Origin of the sequence: Pseudoxanthomonas sp. F11 (assembly GCF_037046485.1) — a bacterium.
Classification (GTDB): domain Bacteria; phylum Pseudomonadota; class Gammaproteobacteria; order Xanthomonadales; family Xanthomonadaceae; genus Pseudoxanthomonas_A.
On sequence record NZ_JBANLZ010000003.1, the window covers coordinates 218,904 to 236,609 of the forward strand.

Sequence of the window (17,706 nt, forward strand, 5' to 3'; positions counted from 1 at the left end):
CGCCGCGCACCGCAGCATCCGCCGCGGCACGCTGCCGGATCACGGCACTTTCCGCGTTGGAGCGACCACAGGGAGATACACGGCCATCAAGGCCCCGGGCATGACCACCGATTTCTACAATCTGCTGCTGACCGACTGTGCGCTGGCGGCGGTGCTGCTGGCGTTGTTCCTGTATGTCGGCCGGGTGTCGCGCGGCGTACGCGGCATCGCCACGTGGGGCGCCGCGCACTTCCTCTATTCGCTGGGCGCGGCGATGCTGGACGGCACCGCGCAGGAACTGGCACGTGCGGGCGACGATGGCCTCGCGCACTGGACCGCGGGCCTGGGTGGACTGCTGGCCTGTGCGGGCCTGGTGGGACTGGCCTGGTCGATCATCCAGTTCGTGCAGCAGCGTGCGCTGTCGCGGTGGGAGCGCACGCTGCTGCCGGCGTGCATCGCGTTCTCGCTCGCCGGCTGGGTGCTGCGCGGCACGGTGGATGCGCAGGGCGCGGCGATGAGCGCCACCGAAGTCATCGTGCTGTTCGTGATGATCGGCCACCTGTTCGTGCTGCGGCGGGCACCGGACCATGTCCCGGCGCGCCTGATGATCGGCGGCTGCCTGGTGCTGTTGTGGCTGTACGGCAGCGACCTGCTCTCCGCCTTGACCGGCCGCTACGGTCCCAACCCGATGTGGGTGAACCTGGACCTGTCGATCTGGTACCTGCTCAACTTCTGCATGCTGATGCTGGCCAGCTTCCGCGCGGCCGAGCCGCTGCGCCGGAGCGCGCTCTTCGATCCGCTGACCGGCGCGCTGAACCGCCGCGGCCTGGACAACGAACTGCAGTCGCAAGGCGCGTGGCGCGCGGCCGAGCACGGGCTGGCGGTCATTGCGCTGGACCTGGACCACTTCAAGACAGTCAACGACGACCATGGGCACGAGGCCGGCGATCTGGTGCTGCAGCGGTTCTCGGACGTGGTGCGCGGGTGCATCCGCAGCGACGATCTATTCGCGCGGCTGGGCGGTGAGGAGTTCATGCTGGTGCTGCGCGACACCCAGGCCGATGCCGCGCAGGCACTGGCCGAGCGCATCCGCCAGCAGGTGATGGCGCTGGAATTCGCGCCGATCGGCACCGGTTTCCGCGTCACCGTGAGCCTGGGCATGTCGTTCACCGCCGACCGCCATGCGCCCTACGACACCCTGGTGCGGCTGGCCGACGAAGCCCTGTATGCCGCCAAGCACAAGGGCCGCAACCGGATCGAGGTACGCTGGCACCCCGCCTGACCCCGAGGACCGCCGTGCCGCGCACCCATCGCCTTGCCCTGGCCCTTTTGTTGTGGGGCATCGCCCCGCTCGCCCAGGCATCCGCCTACCGCTCGGTATGCCCCGCCGATCCGGGCCATGCGCCTTCGGGCGAGCTGACTGCGACACGCGTTTCCGCCGCGACCGTCGACGACGACCAGGACCGCCTCTATGAAGGTGCGGTGTGGAAGGACGGCGCGCTCTACCTGTCGGATTTCGTGCACAACGGACGCTTCCCTTCGCGCATCCGCCGATTCACCCCGCCCGACCGCTGGGAGACCGTGGTCGAGGACAGCGGCAGCAATGGTCTGGCGCTGGATACCGAGGGCCACCTCATCGCCGCCACCCACGACCGCAAGCAGGTGGCGCGCATCGCGCTGGACAACGGCACGCGGACGGCGCTCGTTTCCACGTTCGAGGGCGCGCCGTTCAATTCGCCGAACGACCTGGTGATGGCTGCAGACGGCACGCTGTTCTTCACCGATCCGGACTACCAGCGCAAGGCGGCGCCGGGCGGCCAGCCGCTGACGCGCGTGTACCGCCATCGCGACGGCGCGACCGCCGTGGTGGACGACACGCTGCGCAATCCCAATGGCATCGCGCTCTCGCCGGATGGCGGCACGCTCTACGTGGCCGCAGGCACGGCCGACGGCGACGTGCTGCGCGCTTATCCGGTGGTCGATGGCATCCCCGGGGCCGGCCACGACCTGGTCCGCATCTCGGGCGGCGACGGCCTGACGGTGGACTGCCTGGGCAACGTCTACGTGACCGAACACGGCGAACGGCGCGTACGCGTGTTCTCGCCGGCGGGCGAGGTGCTGGCCACCATCGGCGTGGATGCCAACATCACCAACGCGGCCTTCGGGGGTGCCGACCGCCGTACGCTATTCCTGACAGGCGCGGCGAGCCTGTGGTCGATCGAGCTGGACGTTGCCGGTCTGCCGTACTGACGCCATGAAAAGAAAAAACCCCGCCGAGGCGGGGTTTTTCGTCGGACTGATGCGCGCAGCGATCAGAACCGGTACTGCATCGACACGCCGTACAGATCGGCGCCGCCGTCGAACTCGCCGACCAGGCGCGCACGCGTGCTGGTGGTCAGGTCCACTTCCGGCGTATCGACGATGTCGATCTTCACGTAGCTGGCGTTGATCTCGAAGTTCTCCGACAGCGCCCAGGTCAGGCCCAGCGAGTACCACATGCGGTCCTGGTCGGGCAGGCGCGGCGTGCGGTACGGACGGCTCACCGGGGAGTCGTCGCGGGCCACGCCGGCGCGGAAGGTGAACGCGTCGCTGAACTTGTATTCGCCGCCGATCGAATAGAACCAGTTCTCGGCCCAGTTGTACTCCTCGGCCGAGTCCGGCTGGCCGGGGTTGTCGAACTCGATGCGGATTTCCTGCAGCGAGGTCCAGTCGGTGCGGCTGGCTTCGGCCATCACGCTGAAGCGGTCGGTGGCGTAGTACGTGGCGCTGAAGGTGTCCACGGCCGGCGTGGTCAGTTTGGCCAGCGCGCCGCCATCCAGGAACAGCGGACGGGTCAGCGGGTTGGCGTCGAACGCGGTGCGCACGGCCGGCGGTACCGTGAAGTCGCCGTCGCCTTCCAGCTCATGATCGATTTCGGAGCGGTGCGAGTAGCCCAGCGACCACTTCGCGCTCGGACGCCAGTTCACGCCAACGATCCAGCCCCAGCCGTTGTCGGTGCCGTTGACGTGCGCCAGGCCGTCGTTGCGCTGCGGGCCGTAGGGCGAGCCGGGCGTCAGGCAGGCGGCGGGATTCTGGCCGCAGATGATGGTGCCGAAGTCGACGGCGTTGGACAGGGTGACATCGGCGTGCTCGTAGATCAGGCCGGCACCGACCGAGAAGCTGTCGCTCAGTTCGAGCGACGCGGCCAGGGTCAGATCGATGATCTTCACATCCGATTCCAGCGCGTGGTAGCGGCCCTTCCAGCCGGCGTCGTATTCGGTCTTCAGGCCAAACGGCGCGCTGATCATGGCGCCCAGCGTCAGGTACTCGAAGTCGCCGCTCAGCGGCAGGACGAAGGACGCGGCCGGCACGGCGGCCACGTCACCGGCGTCGCCGCCGTTGCCGCCGGTCAGCGGTTGCTGGAACGGCGTGCCGGTGGCGGCGGTACCGTTGCCGGTGAACGTGTAGGACAGGTCGATCGCGGTGACGTCGGCCTGCAGCGTGCGCTCGGTGAAGGTCGACATGACGGCCGGGTTGTTGGCCACGACGGACGCATCGCCCTTGGCGGAGGCCGCACCGGCCATCGCGCGGCCCTGCGCCTTGACGCTGTTTTCCTTCAGCTGGAAGGCGGCCGCATGCACGTCGCCGTAGGCCAGCACGCCGGCAATGCCGAGGGCCAGCGCGGAAACGCGGGCCAGGTTCTTGGTGAATTCCATCAGTGATCTCTCCGGAGACGTGGGTAAAAAGTTCGTCTGCGTCGTTCACGGCCGCGGTGTGTAATCCACCTTTCCGGCCTGCCGGAAGCCCCTCCCGACATACGACGCCGTATGCAGTATACCCGCTAACCAAACACTAACAATCGGCTGTAAGTCATTGCCCCTATTCAGTTTCGTTGCGGCGCAACATGGGCAGTGCGGCGGCGACCCGGTACAGTGCGGCGCCATGTTCGTCTCGCTGCCTTCCCGCCGGAAACCCCCTGTCCGCTGGGCCACACCGGCGCTGCTGGTGCTGCTGTCGGCGACGTTCTGCTGGGCGTTGACCCTGGAAGAAGCGGCCAAGGCCCACCTGTTGACCCAATGGGGCGCGCTGACCGGCGGCATGGTGGCGCCCGAAGTCTGGCTGGCCTCGCTTCAGCGCGGCACGGTGCTGCGGCTGTTCACGGCGCTGTTCCTGCACGCGGACTGGGCCCACCTGCTGGGCAACCTGGTGTTCCTGCTGATCTTTGGCCTGCCCGCGGAGCGGGCCATGGGGCCGTGGCGGTTCCTGCTGCTGTTCCTGGTGGGCGGCGCCGTGGCCAATGTCGCGGCGGTGCTGAGCATCGGCACACCCGACCGCGTCATCATCGGCGCCAGCGGCGCCATTTCCGCCGTCATCGGCGCCTACCTGGCCCTGTTCCCGACCGCCAAGCTGGGCGTGGTGCTACCCCTGGGACTGTTCCTGGAGTTCGTGAAGGCTCCGGCTTCGTTGCTCATCGGCATCTGGGCGCTGCTGCAGGTGGTGTTCGCCTACACCGGCCCGGCCTTCGGCGCGGTGGCCTGGTGGGCGCACATCGCCGGTTTCCTGTTAGGCGTGGTGTTCGCGCTGTTCGTGCGTGCGGCGATTGCCCGGCGCATGCGCAAGCGGCAAGGCTATTGAAGCAGGAGTGAGGGGAGAGGAGTGAGGAGTGAGTAGAGCAGGACCGCTTTTACTCACTCCTCACTCCTCTCCACTCACTCCTATAATCGCCGCATGAAGAAGACGCTCTACAAGATCACCTTCCACAACCACACCAAGGTCTATGAGCTGTACGCGCACAAGGTGGCGGCCAGTGGACTGTGGGGGTTCACCGAGGTCGCCGAACTGGTGTTCGACGTGCACGAAGGGCTGGTGGTGGACCCCACCGAAGAACGCCTGCGCGACGAGTTCGGCAACACCAAGGTGCTGCACCTGCCGATGCAGAGCATCATCCGGGTAGAGGAAGTGGAACGGAAAGGCCAATCCGCGATCCGCGATGCCGCCACCGGCGAGAAAGTGGTCACGCCGTTCCCCATGCCGGCCAAGCCGCGCTGAGCGGGAAAGTAGACCATCCTGTGGGAGCGGCGTCAGTCGCGAATCACCGAAGCCGGCATCGCGACTGACTTTGTTCCCACGCCGCCCTGCTCAGCGCCGCTGCCGACCCGACGGCGCCCGCGCCGTCGCCACCACCTTCTTCAGCTCCGCCAGCGCGGCACTCACCGGCGCTTCGCCGTCCAGCACATCGCCGGGCGTGTAGCCCGCCACACCTTCTTCATCGCCGCGCAGATGACCGGGCAGAGTGGCCTCGGTGACATAGAGCCGGCCGTCCTGGCCGAGCACCGCATCCGGCGCTCCCTCGGGCTTGACCACCACGTCGGGGACGATCCCGCTGGCCTGGATCGACTTGCCGCTGGGCGTGTAGTAACGGGCAGTGGTGAGCTTGACCGAATCGCCGTTGTCCAGCGGCAGCACCGTCTGCACGGAGCCCTTGCCGAAGGTGCGGCTGCCGACCACGCGCGCCCGGCCGTTATCGCGCAGCGCGCCGGCCAGCACTTCCGAGGCGCTGGCCGAGCCGGCGTCGACCAGCACCACCACCGGCGCGCCGTTCAGACGGTCGCCCGGCGTGGCATCGAACTTGGAATCGCTGATCGGCAGGCGCCCCCGCGTGCTGACGATGGTGCCCTTGTCCAGCAGGTCGTCGGCCACCTGCACGGCCGCCAGCAGTAGCCCGCCGGGATTGCTGCGCAGGTCCAGCACCAGCCCGCGCAGGGCGCCGCCTTCCTGCAGGCGCTCGAGCTGCTTCTGGAAATCGGCGGCGGTGTCGGTCTGGAACGCACCGATGCGCACGTAGCCGTAGCCCGGCTCCAGCAGGCGGCCGCGCACGCTGGTCACGCGGATGGTGTCACGCACCAGGGTGACGTCGAACGGCTTGGGCGCGCCTTCGCGCACGATGGTCAGCACGATCTTGCTGCCGGGCGCGCCACGCAGCGGCTCCATGCCGTCTTCGGCACTGATGGGCTTGCCGTCGATGGCGGTGATGAGGTCGCCGGACCGGATGCCGGCGCGGGCGGCGGGCGTGTCGTCGATGGGCGCGACCACGCGCAGGCTGCGGTCCGGCTCCTGCTGCAGCTCCACGCCGATGCCTTCGTAGGCACCGTTGGCCTGCTCGTCGAACGCCTCCGAGTCCGCCTTGTCGAAGTAGGTGCTGTGCGGGTCCAGGTCCAGCAGCAGCCCACGGATCGCGGACTGCATCAACTGCTTGTCCTCCACCGGTTCCACGTACGCTTCCTTGACCGCATTGAACACGGCGACGTAGCGGCGGATCTCCTCCAGCGGCACCTTCGACGGCGCGTTCTCGGCGGCATCGGGGTCGTCGCTGGGCGCCACCACCGGCGGCGATTCCTGCGGCGCCGGCTGCTGCGCCCGCGCGGGCATGGCCGCGAGCAGCGCGACCGTCAGGAGGGCCAGGGGAAGACGCTGCAGCATGCGGAACTCCGGGTGGGGCCTGGATGGACTCCGCGCACGGTGCGGGAGTTCCCCCGGATTATGCGTGAACCCATGCGGCGCGGATGTTCAAGCCCGGTTATGCGCCGCGACGCCGTTCATCGCCGCTGCAGCCATGAGGACGGATCGACGGGTTGGCCATTGCGCCGCAGTTCGAAGTACAGCGCCGCCTGGCCCTGTCCGCCCGAGGTGCCGACGCGAGCCACCGCATCGCCACGCTTGACCCGGTCGCCGCTGTCCTTGAGCAGGCTGTCGTTGTGCGCGTACAGGCTCATGTAGCCGTTGCCGTGGTCGAGGATGAGGATCAGGCCGTAGCCGGTCATCCATTCGGAAAAGACGACGGTGCCGTCCGCCACCGCCGTCACCGGCGTGCCCGCCGCTGCGCCGATCAACACGCCGGTGCTGGTGCGGCCATCGGGCATGCGGCCGCCGTAGCGCGCCAGCAGGCTGCCCGAGACCGGCCAGCCCAGTCCGCCCACCTTCAGCGGTGGCGCCGATGCGACTACGGGTCGCGCAGGCGCGCTGTCGCGCGTGGACCGACCGGTGCCCGCGGCGTTCTCGCGCTTCTTCGCCGCGGCGGCTTCGGCCGCGGCGCGGCGCGCGGCGGCCCGGCGTTCGGCTTCGGCACGCGCAGCGGCGGCGCGCAGGTTGGCGAGCAGGCGTTCCAGCGAACGCGCATCCTGGCCCAGGGCCTTTTCCTTGGCCGCGCGGTCCTGGTAGCGCTCGTCCAGGTCGGCGACCAGGCTCGCGCGCGCCTTGCGGTCCTTTTCCAGCTGCAGGACCGCGGCGCGCTGCTGCGCGCGCGCGGCCTCCAGTTCGGCGCGGCGCGCGACGATCTCCTGTTCCACCTGCTCGAGCGCCGCCAGATCGGCGGACAGCGTGCCGATCCGGCGCGCCTGATCGCGTTGCACGTAGCGGTGGTAGGCCAACAGGCGGTTCGCGTCGGCCACGCGGTCCTGCGACAGCAGCACCTTCAATGGCGCATCCCCACCCTGCTGGTACGCCGCACGCACCAGGGCACCCAATTGTTCCCGCTGGCGCTGCCGCTGCGTCTGCAGCGTGTCGCGCCGCTGCTGCAGCTCGGCCAGTGCCGCGGCTTCGCGGCGCATGGCGGCTTCCGTCTCGGCGAGCGACCGCGACGTGCGGCCGACCTGCTCGTCGGCCTCGCGCAGCTGACGGGATGCCGCGCCGCGTTCGCCCTCCAGCTTGCGGCGTTCCTGGGCGATCGATTTCAGCTCGCTGCGCACGCGCTGCAGCTTCTGCTCGGCCTCGCGCGAGGTCTGCGCCGGCGCGGCCGCCACGAACGACACCCCGGCCAGCAGGACCGCGATGCAGGTGGCGCGCAGGCGATGCGGCATCAGGCGACGATCAGGCTGCGGCCGGTCATGTCGGCCGGTTGCGGCAGACCCAGCAGGTCCAACAGCGTCGGCGCGACATCGCGCAGCGCGCCGCCGCTGCGCAGCGTCGCTGCGCGCTCGCCGACGTAGACCAGCGGCACCGGACCCACGGTATGGGCCGTGTGCGGCTGTCCGGTCTCCGGGTCGCGCATCATTTCCAGGTTGCCGTGGTCGGCGGTGATGATCAGCGCGCCACCGACGGCGCGCACCGCGGCGTCGACTTCGCCGATCGCCTTGTCCACCGCCTGAGCGGCCAGGATCGCCGCCTGCAGGTCGCCGCTGTGGCCGACCATGTCGGGATTGGCGATGTTGCAGACGATCGCGTCGAAGCGGCCGGAACGGATGGCCGCCACCAGCTTCTCGGTCAGTTCGGGGCAGCTCATTTCCGGCTGCAGGTCGTAGGTGGCGACCTTCGGGCTGGGAATCAGGATGCGCTCCTCGCCGGCGAACACGTCTTCGCGCCCGCCACTGAAGAAGAACGTCACGTGCGCGTACTTCTCCGTCTCGGCGATGCGCAGCTGGGTCAGGCCGGCCTCGGCCAGCAATTCGCCGAAGGTATGCCGCAGGTCGTCGGGCGCGAACGCCACCGGCGCGGGCAGCTTGGCGTCGTACTCGGTCAGACAGACGAAGCGCGCCAGCGCCGGCACGCGCGCGTCGAATCCGTCGAACGTCGGCGACACGAACGCCGCGGTCAGCTGGCGCGCGCGGTCGGCGCGGAAGTTCATGAACACCACCGCATCGCCATCAGCCATGGGCTGCGCGCCGTCGATGACGGTCGGCAGCACGAATTCGTCGTTCTCGCCGCGCGCGTACGCCGCTTCCAGCGCGGCGACGCCGTTGGGCGCGTGGTGGTCGCTGCGGGCTTCGACCATCGCATCCCACGCCAGGCGCACGCGGTCCCAGCGCTTGTCGCGGTCCATCGCGTAGTAACGGCCACTGACCGAGGCGATGTGCGCGTTGCCCAGCGTCGCGCACAGGTCCTGCAGTGCACGCAGGCTGGGTTCGGCGGACTTCGGCGGCGTGTCGCGGCCATCGAGGAAGGCATGCACCGCCACCCGCGGCACGCCCTGGCGCCGGGCCAGGTCCAGCATCGCGAAGATGTGCTGCTCATGGCTGTGCACGCCGCCCGGCGACAGCAGGCCGAACACGTGCAGGGTCTTGCCGTCGGCCTTGGCGGCCTGGCATGCGGCCACCAGCTCGGTGTTGGTGTAGAAGCTGCCGTCCTCGATGGCGGCGTCGATGCGGGTCAGGTCCTGGTAGACGATGCGGCCGGCGCCCAGGTTCATGTGGCCCACTTCCGAATTGCCCATCTGTCCGTCCGGCAGGCCGACGTGGCGGCCCTCGGTGTGGATCAGCGTATGCGGCGCGGTGGCCAGCAGGCGCCGCCAGTTCGGCAGCTCGGCCTGCGCGAGCGCGTTGTCGGCGGGGTCCTCGCGGTGGCCCCAGCCATCCAGGATCAGCAGCACGACGGGCTTGGGACGGTTCACGGACGCGGAGGATGCGGACACGGCGGATTCCGGTGACTTCAGGCAGGTGCCGATTGTAGCGAAGCATGCTCCCATGCATCCCGATGCGACGCGCTTAAACCCTCGGGCACGCCGCCGCATCAGACCGATACGAGACCACCCGAGAGGCAACCCCATGACCCGTACCCATACCGCACTGCTGCTGACCCTGGCCCTGGCCACCACGCCCGCCCTGGCCCAGCAGGACGTTTCCAAGGTGAACGGCAGCGTCTCCGCCGACGCCGGCCAGGCCTATGGCGACCTGGAAACCGTCAACGGCAGCGTCAGTATCGCCGCCGGCGCCACGGTGGAGGACGCCAGCACCGTCAACGGCAGCATCACCGTGGGCGACAAGGCCCAGGCGGCCTCGCTGGAAACCGTCAACGGCGCGATCCGCGTCGGCAAGGACGTGCAGGTGCGCAAGGACGTGGAAACCGTCAACGGCAGCATCTTCATCGATCGCGGCACCACCATCGGCGGCAATGTCGATACCGTCAACGGCGCCATCGGCCTGGTCGGCACCCGGCTGGCCGGCGGCATCGAAACGGTCAACGGCGACATCACCGTAGGCATCGGCTCGCACGTGAAGGGCGGCATCAAGGTGGAGAAGCCGCGCGGCTGGAGCATCAAGCCGCGGCGCGACCCGCGCATCATCATCGGACCCAACGCCGTCGTCGAAGGTCCGCTGGTATTCGAGCGCCCCGTCACCCTGTACGTGCACACCAGCGCCAGGATCGGCGCGGTAACCGGCGCCACCGCCAAGCCGTTCAGCACCGACACTGCACCGACCGAGTAAGTCCGCGCACCGGTGGCGGCGGCACAGGTCCGGGCCGCCGGTTATGGCTAGAATCGGGATTCCTTTCGTTGAGGAATCCCGATGTCCCGCAAGTTGATGCTGGTGCTTGCCGCCACGGCCGCATTGGCCGCGTGCAAGCGCGAACCCGAGGCGCCCGTCGCCACGCCCGAAGCCGCCACGCCGCCCGTCGCGGCGCATACCTTCACCGCCGACATCACCGAGGCCGACTTCGCCGACATGGTGAAGGCGCTGTCGTCCGATGAGTTCGAAGGTCGCGCGCCCGGTTCGGTCGGCGAAGAAAAGACCGCCGCCTACCTCGAAGCGCAGATGAAGCGCATCGGCCTGGAGCCGGGCAACAACGGCAGCTATTTCCAGGACGTGCCGATGGTGGAAACCACCGCCGACGAGGCCGCGACTTCGCTGTCGCTGACGACGTCCTCCGGCAAGCGCGACCTGAAGTTCGGCACCGACTACGTCATCGGTACCCGCACCGGGCAGACCGAGGTCAAGCTGGACGCAAGCGACATGGTGTTCGTCGGCTACGGCGTGGATGCGCCGGAGCAGCAGTGGAACGACTACGCCGGCCAGGACTGGACCGGCAAGACGGTGGTGATGTTCGTCAACGACCCCGGTTTCCACGCCAAGGACGAAGCACTGTTCGGCGGCAACCGCATGACCTACTACGGCCGCTGGACGTACAAGTTCGAAGAAGCGGCGCGCAAGGGCGCTGCGGCGGCGCTGATCGTGCACGACACCGCCGGCGCCAGCTATGGCTGGGACGTGGTGAAGAACTCCTGGGCCGGCCCACAGTACGACCTGCCCGCGAAGGACGATCCGGAAAAGCGCATCCCGCTGCAGGGCTGGCTGAGCGCGGACGCAGCCCGGCAGCTGTTCGCCGACGCCGGGCTCGACCTGGACGCCGCCTACGCCAGTGCCGGCAAGCGCGGCTTCAAGCCGGTGCCGCTGAAGGCCAAGGCCACCGTTTCGCTGAAGAGCAGCATCACCGAGAAGACCTCGCGCAACGTGATCGGCGTGCTGCCGGGCGCCACCAAACCCGACGAAGCCGTGCTTTACATGGCGCACTGGGACCACCTGGGCAAGCATGAGGGCGAGGAAGGCGACAACATCTACAACGGTGCCGTCGACAACGCGACCGGCGTGGCCGGCATCCTGGAGATCGCCGAGGCGTTCGCCCACCAGGATCCCAAGCCGGCACGCTCGGTGGTGTTCGTGGCGGTGACGCTGGAAGAGTCCGGCCTGCTGGGCTCCAAGTATTACGTCGCCCACCCGACCTTCCCGATGGACAAGATCGCCGGCGTGATCAACCTGGACGCGATGAGCGTGGGTGGCAAGTCGCGCGACTTCGTCGTCACCGGCAAGGGCAATTCGGAGCTGGAGGACATGCTGAAGGTTTACGCGGACCAGCAGGGCCGCGTACTCACCGAGGAAGGCAACCCGGCTGGCGGCTACTACTTCCGCAGCGACCACTTCAACTTCGCCAAGGCCGGCGTGCCGGCGCTGTACGCCAAGGGCGGCAACGATCTGCTGGAAGGCGGCGTGGAGGCCGGCAAGGCGGCGAGCGAGGAGTACGCCAAGCGCTACCACCAGGCCAGCGACGAGATGCACGAAGGCTGGAAGCTGGACGGCGTGGTGCAGGACCTGCAGGCGCTGTACGGCGTGGGCAAGGACCTGGCCGTCGAGGACAAGTGGCCGAACTGGTACGAAGGCAACCCCTTCAAGGCCGCGCGCGACGCGATGATGAAGGCGGAGCCGGCGAAGCAGTAAGCCGCGTTCAGATGAGATATGAAAACGGCGCCGGAAGGCGCCGTTTTTCTGTTTCTTCTCCCCGCCTGCGGGGAGAGGGCAACCGCCCATGGACGCCTTGCCGCCGTACCCACTACCCTGCGTCATCCTCGGAGGGAAACGTCATGTCCATCGCCTATTGGTGCATCCTGGTCACCGCCCTGCTGCCGTACCTGTGGGTCTTCATCGCCAAGCGCTCGGGCGAGCGCTACAACAACCGCAATCCGCGCGCCTGGATGGCCAAGCAGGAAGGCAACTACAAGGTGCAGCGCGCCAATGCGGCGCACCTCAACGGTTTCGAGGCGTTCCCGGCGTTCGTGGCCGGCGTGCTGATGGCGCAGTTGGCCGGCGTGCCGGCGGACACCATCACGCCGCTGGCCATCGGTTTCGTCGTCGCGCGCGTGCTGCATGGCGTGTTCTACCTCACCGACAAGCACACCCTGCGGAGCCTGTCGTGGCTGGTAGGCATGCTGTGCGCCGTGGGACTCATGGTGCTGGCGGCGCTGCGGGTCGGGTGACCTCTGGATCCAGGCCGGTGCGCGGCACCAACAGGTCTTCCAGGAAGAAAGCGGCCAGTTCGGACCGCCCGGCCAGCCCGGCTTTGGCATAGATCGACGCGGACTGCGTGCGCACCGTCTTCTCATGCGTGCCGCGCAGTTCCGCGATCTCCCGCAACCCCAGGCCCTTCAGCAGCAGGAAGGCGACCTCCTTCTCGGCGGGCGACAGGCGCCATCCCTCCAGCTGCGCGTCGATCGAGCGAGAGAGACCTTCCACGTGGCGGCGCGCCTGTTGCCGCCAGGCCTCGGCCTGCGCGCGCACCTGGCTGAGGTCTTCCGCCTGCCGGACCAGACGGCGGCGCAGGCGCAGCGTGCTGCGCAGCAGGTGCACGGCGCCCAGCAGGGCCAACCCGGCCGCCAGGATCTCCAGCGCCACGTGCCAGGCGGAAGCGCCCTGGCGCAGGTCGCCCACGACATCCGCGACCACCAACAACGCGATCAGCAGCAGGACGCCCGCGATGACGCCGCGTTCGCTGCCCTGCAGGGGACGACGCTCAACCGTGGGGGACATCCTCGGCCCGCTCCTCGCGCGCATGCGCTTCATGTTCGGCCTGCTCGCCGTCGGCCCCACTCCGTTCCCCGGACCCCTCGTCCGCTTCACGAAGCATCAGCGTCTGACCAAAGAGCGTGACCTGGCCACGGCTCGCATCGTAGCGGCTCGCTACGCCTGCGCCCACCGCCACCAGCACCGCGACGAAGGCCATCGCCACCCCCGCGTGCGGACGCACATCGGTCTCTCCGGCGGGAATGCCGCGCTTGCGCCCGGTCACCATGCTCAACGGCAGGGCGTCGCGGTGTCGCAGTACGTGCACCAGCACGCCGGCCACGTGCAGCAGCGCCACGGCCAGGAAGGCGTTGGCGAGCACCTCGTGCACCTCCTCGACCGCGTGCGGTGCCACGCCCGCGACCATCGCCAGTCCGGTGGCCGCCATGCCCAGGCCCAGGCCCATCATCACCAGCGCCGCCCAGCTGGAGGCGGGGTTGTGTCCCGCCCACGTCCGCGCCTGGCCGGACAGCACGCCACGCAGGTAGCCCACCAGCGCGGCAGGGCTCAGGCTGAAATCCGACAGCCGGGCGTGCCGCGTTCCCGCCACCCCCCACACCAGGCGCAGCAGCACCGCCGTCGCCAGCAGGCCACCGGCCAGCATGTGCAGCACGAACCGCGGCGATTCGTCATCGACCGTACTGCCGATGGCGTACGCGGCAACGAACAGGCCGGCGAAGGTCCAGTGGAAGGCCCGCGTGGGCAGGTCGTAGATGCGGGGAGAGGACATGACGGCGCGCTCCGGAGGAAGGGAGCCCCACCTTCGCGCCGGCGTGCTGCGGCGTCATCGGACAAATGCCGCATCCCTTCCGCATCAAGGCGTTACGGGATCAGCGCAGATCCTCTTCCCAGCCGAACAGGGCGAAGGCCTTGCGGAATTCCGCATCCAGCGGCGCCACCGCCTCGATGCGCTCGCCCGTGGCCGGGTGCGGAAACGACAGCCGCACCGCGTGCAGCAGCATGCGGTGCACGCCCTGCATGCGGAAGTGGCGGTTGTGCCGTCCATCGCCGTGGCTGGTGTCGCCGATCAGGTGATGGAAGGCGTGCTTCAGGTGCCGACGGATCTGGCGGAAGCGTCCGGTCTCCGGCTGGCAGCGCAGCAGCGCATAGCGCGAAGTCTCGAAGCCCCCCGACGGCAGCGGCAGCGCGCCGGTGGCCAGGCGCACGAATCGCGTCAAGGACGGCTTCTTCTCCGGCTTGCCCGGGCCGCCATCCAGCGGATGGTCGACGATGAAATCCGGCTCCGGCCAGCCGCGGCAGACGGCCAGATAGTCCTTCTCCACGGCGCGCGACATGAACACCTTGCCCAGCGCCGACGCGCTCTCGCGGTCGAACGCCACCAGCAGGCAGCCGCCGGTGGCGCGGTCCAGCCGATGGATCAGGAAAACGGGCTTGCCGAACTGCACGCGCAGGCGGTCGGCGACGAAGTCGGTCTCCCCGCCCGCCAGCCTGCTGTCGTGCGCCATCACGCCCGCGGGCTTGTCGACCACCGCGATCTGCGTATCCGCATACAGCACCGGCAATGCGCCGTCGTCCGTCTTCGTCTCACGGTAATCCATGAATCTGCGCGCCTTCCGAATCTGCGAAACTCGGGGTTCGCCGCACGCGATGGACGCACGCGGCCCCGATGGAGAATTGAGGATGAAGTCACCCCGTTTCATTGTCGCACTCGGCCTGGCCGTGACGCTCGCCCTGGGCCAGCCGGCCTGGGCCGATGCCCCCGTCACGCTGCCCAGGGGCGTCGCCGCCGGCCCCAGCATCGAAGGCATCAGCGAGTACACGCTGTCCAACGGCCTGCGCGTGCTGCTGTTTCCGGACGCCACCAAGCCCACCGTGACCGTCAACCTGGTCTATGGCGTCGGCTCGGTGCACGAGAACTACGGCGAGACCGGCATGGCCCACCTGCTGGAGCACCTGCTGTTCAAGGGCACGCCCACGCAGTCGGACATCAGCGGCGAAATGAAGAAGCGCGGCATCGACTTCAACGCCACCACCAGCCTGGACCGCACCAACTACTTCGCCTCCTTCCCGGCCAACGCCGACACCCTGGAGTGGGTGCTGAAGATGGAAGCCGACCGCATGGTCAACTCGAATGTCGCGAAGAAGGACCTGGACAGCGAGATGACCGTGGTGCGCAACGAACTGGAAGCCGGCGAGAACAATCCCGCCAGCGTGCTGTTCCAGCGCATCCGTTCCACTGCCTTCCTGTGGCACAACTACGGCAACACCACCATCGGCGCGCGCAGCGACGTGGAGGGCGTGCCGATCGACAGGCTGCAGGCGTTCTACCGCCAGTGGTACCAGCCGGACAACGCGACGCTGGTGGTCGCCGGCCGCATCGACAGCGCCGACGTGCTGGCGCGCGTGGCGCGCCACTTCGGCCCGCTGAAGAAGCCCGCACGCGTACTGCCGCGGTTCTACACCACCGAGCCCGCCCAGGACGGCGAGCGCGACGTCACCGTGCGCCGCGTCGGCAACCTGCGCCTGGTCGCGGCCGCCTACCACATGCCTGCGCTGGCGCATCCGGACAACGCGCCGCTCAGCGTACTGGCCAACGTGCTGGGCCATACACCCGGCGGCCGCCTGCACAAAGCGCTGGTGGAAGCCAAACTGGCCGCGGCGGCCGGTGCCAACGGCGAGTCCATGCGCGACCCTGGCCTGCTGACCGCCATCGCGGTGGTGCCCAACGACGGCGATGCCGCCAAAGCCGAAGCCGAACTGCTGAAGCAGGTCGAACAACTCGCTGCGCGCCCGATCACCCAGCAGGAAGTGGACGAAGCCAAGCAGCGCATCGCCAACGCGTACGAGCTGTACCTCACCGACGTCAACGCGGTGGGCATGGGCCTGGCGGAATTCCAGTCCGCCGGCGACTGGCGCCTGCTGTTCACCAGCCGCGATGCGGTGGAGAAGGTCACCGTCGCCGACGTCAACCGCGTCGCCGCGGCGTACCTGAAGTCCAGCAACCGCACGCTGGGCCGCTTCGTGCCCACGCCCGCACCGGACCGCGTGGAGATCCCCGCCGCGCCGGCGGTGGCCACGCTGGTGGATGGCTACACCGGGCGCGCGGCGGTCAGCGCGGGCGAAGTGTTCGACCCCTCGCCGGCGAACATCGATGCGCGTACCCAGACCTTCACCCTTGGCGACGGCCTGAAAGTCTCGCTGCTGCCGAAGAAGACCCGCGGCGGCACCGTCATCGTCGATGCGAACTTCCGCTTCGCCGACGAAACCGCGCTGAAGGGCCGCGAAGGCGCCGCCGGCATCGCCGGCGCCATGCTGATGCGCGGCAGCAAGACGATGACGCGCGAGCAGATCGACCAGCGCCTGGAGCAGCTGAAGACCCAGGGCAACGTGGGTGGCGGCCTGCAGGGCGCCACCATCGGCCTGCAGACGCGGCGCGAGCACCTGGCCGACGCGCTGGCGCTGGCGGCCGACGTGCTCCGCAACCCGGCGTTCCCGGAGAGCGAATTCGAGCAGCTGCGCACGCAGGCCATCACCGGCATGGAGGCCTCGCGCTTCGAGCCCGGCGCCATCGCCGGCCGCGCCCTGGCGCAGTACTTCGATCCGTGGCCGGCCGGCCATCCGCTGCGCAACCGCACGCTGGATGAATCGCTGGCTGAACTGAAGGCGCTGGAACTGGAGGACGTGCGCGCGTTCCATCGCGACTTCTACGGCACCGCCCAGGGCGAGATCGCCATCGTCGGCGACTTCGACGCCGCCGCCGTGCGCGCGCAGCTGGAACAGCTGTTCGCCGGCTGGAAGAGCGGCAAGCCGTTCGCCTCCATTCCTACGCAGTACACCGAGGTCGCGACGAAGCAGGCACGCTTCGAAACCCCGGACAAGCCCAATGCCGTCCTGCTGGCCCGCCACAACCTGCCGCTGAAGGTCACCGACGCCGACTACCCGGCGCTGGTGGTGGCCAATCGGATCTTCGGTGGCGGCGCGCTGAAGTCGCGCCTGGGCGATCGCATCCGTCAGCAGGAAGGCCTCAGCTATGGCGTCTCCAGCGGCGTGCGCGCCGACGACAGCCTGACCGGCAAGGACGATGCCGGCAGCTTCAGCATCCAGGCTATCGCCGCCCCGGAGAACATGGCGAAGGTCGAGGCGCTGGTGCGCGAGGAGCTGGCCAGGCTGGTCAAGGACGGCATCACCGCGGAGGAGCTGAAGGACGCCGTGGCCGGCACGCTGACCGAGCGCCAGCAGGCGCGCGCCGAGGACGGCACCGTCGCAGGGATGCTGGCCGACCAGCTGTTCTACGGTCGCACCATGCAGTTCACCGCCGACCTGGATGCGAAGTACGCGGCACTCACGCTCGACCAGGTGAACGCTGCGATCCGCAAGCACTTCAAGCCGGACGCGCTGAGCGTGTTCCTGGCGGGCGACTTCGCAGGGAAGGCCGGAGCAGCGGCTGGCGCGGCGCCGACGAAGTAGACCGCACGACGTGACACCGAACGGCCCCGCAAGGGGCCGTTTTCGTTCTCGCGCCCGCAGAAGATCCTGTCCCGCGCAGATGTTCCCCTCTCCCCCGCAGATGTTCCCTTCTCCCCGCAAGCGGGGCGAAGGGAAAGCCGTCATCGCGTGCCAGAACGTCGCGAAGGCCTGGCGAGCCCCCTCCGGCCCCACATGAAGCCTTGCACACCGGCCTCGGAAC

The 17,706-nt window shown here is 68.9% G+C and carries 14 protein-coding genes and 1 pseudogene; 8 read left to right on the plus strand and 7 right to left on the minus strand.

Features of this window, described 5'->3' with window-relative positions; all coding sequences use genetic code 11:
- Positions 1-100 precede the first annotated feature (100 nt).
- Positions 101-1,261 (plus strand): GGDEF domain-containing protein, encoded by a 1,161-nt coding sequence (locus tag V8246_RS11550; protein WP_336189271.1) that lies wholly within the window; start codon positions 101-103, stop codon positions 1,259-1,261.
- Positions 1,262-1,275: 14 nt separating this feature from the next.
- Positions 1,276-2,229 (plus strand): SMP-30/gluconolactonase/LRE family protein, encoded by a 954-nt coding sequence (locus V8246_RS11555; RefSeq protein WP_336189273.1) that lies wholly within the window; start codon positions 1,276-1,278, stop codon positions 2,227-2,229.
- Between the two features lie 62 nt (positions 2,230-2,291).
- Here V8246_RS11555 and V8246_RS11560 read toward each other — a convergent pair whose 3' ends face one another.
- The gene (locus V8246_RS11560; protein ID WP_336189274.1) at positions 2,292-3,674 is read right to left on the minus strand and encodes an outer membrane protein transport protein; all 1,383 of its coding nucleotides are present in this window, start codon (positions 3,672-3,674) and stop codon (positions 2,292-2,294) included.
- Between the two features lie 226 nt (positions 3,675-3,900).
- Between V8246_RS11560 and V8246_RS11565 the strand changes: the two genes are divergently transcribed.
- Together V8246_RS11565 and V8246_RS11570 are read left to right on the plus strand one after the other, a co-directional pair.
- On the plus strand, positions 3,901-4,593 hold the full coding sequence (locus V8246_RS11565) for a rhomboid family intramembrane serine protease (RefSeq protein WP_336189275.1): 693 nt from the start codon (positions 3,901-3,903) through the stop codon (positions 4,591-4,593).
- Positions 4,594-4,686: 93 nt separating this feature from the next.
- On the plus strand, positions 4,687-5,007 hold the full coding sequence (locus V8246_RS11570; RefSeq protein WP_336189276.1) for a DUF1820 family protein: 321 nt from the start codon (positions 4,687-4,689) through the stop codon (positions 5,005-5,007).
- A gap of 93 nt (positions 5,008-5,100) precedes the next feature.
- On the opposite strand, the pseudogene V8246_RS11575 reads toward V8246_RS11570, so the two are convergent.
- From V8246_RS11575 to gpmI, 3 genes and pseudogenes are all read right to left on the minus strand, one after another.
- Positions 5,101-6,387: pseudogene (locus V8246_RS11575) on the minus strand (S41 family peptidase); the annotation flags it as partial.
- A 167-nt stretch (positions 6,388-6,554) separates the two neighbouring features.
- Positions 6,555-7,814, minus strand: a complete 1,260-nt coding sequence (locus V8246_RS11580; protein WP_336189277.1) for a peptidoglycan DD-metalloendopeptidase family protein — start codon at positions 7,812-7,814, stop codon at positions 6,555-6,557.
- Complete coding sequence (gene gpmI / locus V8246_RS11585; RefSeq protein WP_336189278.1) at positions 7,814-9,361, minus strand: 2,3-bisphosphoglycerate-independent phosphoglycerate mutase; 1,548 nt, start codon at positions 9,359-9,361, stop codon at positions 7,814-7,816. Before gpmI ends, V8246_RS11580 begins: the two co-directional genes overlap by 1 nt.
- Positions 9,362-9,494: 133 nt before the next feature.
- Here gpmI and V8246_RS11590 point away from each other — a divergent pair, with 133 nt between their 5' ends.
- The 3 genes from V8246_RS11590 to V8246_RS11600 all read left to right on the plus strand — a co-directional run bounded on the left by V8246_RS11590 (position 9,495) and on the right by V8246_RS11600 (position 12,475).
- Positions 9,495-10,154 (plus strand): hypothetical protein, encoded by a 660-nt coding sequence (locus V8246_RS11590; protein ID WP_336189279.1) that lies wholly within the window; start codon positions 9,495-9,497, stop codon positions 10,152-10,154.
- A gap of 81 nt (positions 10,155-10,235) precedes the next feature.
- On the plus strand, positions 10,236-11,939 hold the full coding sequence (locus V8246_RS11595) for a M28 family metallopeptidase (RefSeq protein WP_336189280.1): 1,704 nt from the start codon (positions 10,236-10,238) through the stop codon (positions 11,937-11,939).
- Positions 11,940-12,082: 143 nt separating this feature from the next.
- On the plus strand, positions 12,083-12,475 hold the full coding sequence (locus V8246_RS11600; RefSeq protein WP_336189281.1) for an MAPEG family protein: 393 nt from the start codon (positions 12,083-12,085) through the stop codon (positions 12,473-12,475).
- On the opposite strand, the gene V8246_RS11605 is transcribed toward V8246_RS11600, so the two are convergent.
- From V8246_RS11605 to V8246_RS11615, 3 genes are all read right to left on the minus strand, one after another.
- The gene (locus V8246_RS11605) at positions 12,444-13,025 is read right to left on the minus strand and encodes a helix-turn-helix transcriptional regulator (RefSeq protein ID WP_336189282.1); all 582 of its coding nucleotides are present in this window, start codon (positions 13,023-13,025) and stop codon (positions 12,444-12,446) included. The genes V8246_RS11600 and V8246_RS11605 overlap by 32 nt on opposite strands.
- Positions 13,009-13,788, minus strand: a complete 780-nt coding sequence (locus V8246_RS11610; RefSeq protein ID WP_336189283.1) for a cytochrome b/b6 domain-containing protein — start codon at positions 13,786-13,788, stop codon at positions 13,009-13,011. Before V8246_RS11610 ends, V8246_RS11605 begins: the two co-directional genes overlap by 17 nt.
- A gap of 100 nt (positions 13,789-13,888) precedes the next feature.
- Positions 13,889-14,617, minus strand: a complete 729-nt coding sequence (locus V8246_RS11615; RefSeq protein ID WP_336189284.1) for a pseudouridine synthase — start codon at positions 14,615-14,617, stop codon at positions 13,889-13,891.
- Positions 14,618-14,699: 82 nt separating this feature from the next.
- Between V8246_RS11615 and V8246_RS11620 the strand changes: the two genes are divergently transcribed.
- Positions 14,700-17,486, plus strand: a complete 2,787-nt coding sequence (locus tag V8246_RS11620) for a pitrilysin family protein (RefSeq protein ID WP_336189285.1) — start codon at positions 14,700-14,702, stop codon at positions 17,484-17,486.
- Positions 17,487-17,706 lie beyond the last annotated feature (220 nt).

Bases quoted from the DNA above. Each gene is read 5' to 3' on its own strand.
- V8246_RS11570 (WP_336189276.1), top strand. From the start codon at position 4,687: ATGAAGAAGACGCTCTACAAGATCACCTTCCACAACCACACCAAGGTC.
- V8246_RS11605 (WP_336189282.1), bottom strand. From the start codon at position 13,025: ATGTCCCCCACGGTTGAGCGTCGTCCCCTGCAGGGCAGCGAACGCGGC.
- V8246_RS11590 (WP_336189279.1), top strand. From the start codon at position 9,495: ATGACCCGTACCCATACCGCACTGCTGCTGACCCTGGCCCTGGCCACC.
- V8246_RS11600 (WP_336189281.1), top strand. From the start codon at position 12,083: ATGTCCATCGCCTATTGGTGCATCCTGGTCACCGCCCTGCTGCCGTAC.
- V8246_RS11565 (WP_336189275.1), top strand. From the start codon at position 3,901: ATGTTCGTCTCGCTGCCTTCCCGCCGGAAACCCCCTGTCCGCTGGGCC.
- V8246_RS11560 (WP_336189274.1), bottom strand. From the start codon at position 3,674: ATGGAATTCACCAAGAACCTGGCCCGCGTTTCCGCGCTGGCCCTCGGC.
- V8246_RS11595 (WP_336189280.1), top strand. From the start codon at position 10,236: ATGTCCCGCAAGTTGATGCTGGTGCTTGCCGCCACGGCCGCATTGGCC.
- V8246_RS11610 (WP_336189283.1), bottom strand. From the start codon at position 13,788: ATGTCCTCTCCCCGCATCTACGACCTGCCCACGCGGGCCTTCCACTGG.
- V8246_RS11615 (WP_336189284.1), bottom strand. From the start codon at position 14,617: ATGGATTACCGTGAGACGAAGACGGACGACGGCGCATTGCCGGTGCTG.
- V8246_RS11550 (WP_336189271.1), top strand. From the start codon at position 101: ATGACCACCGATTTCTACAATCTGCTGCTGACCGACTGTGCGCTGGCG.
- V8246_RS11620 (WP_336189285.1), top strand. From the start codon at position 14,700: ATGAAGTCACCCCGTTTCATTGTCGCACTCGGCCTGGCCGTGACGCTC.
- V8246_RS11580 (WP_336189277.1), bottom strand. From the start codon at position 7,814: ATGCCGCATCGCCTGCGCGCCACCTGCATCGCGGTCCTGCTGGCCGGG.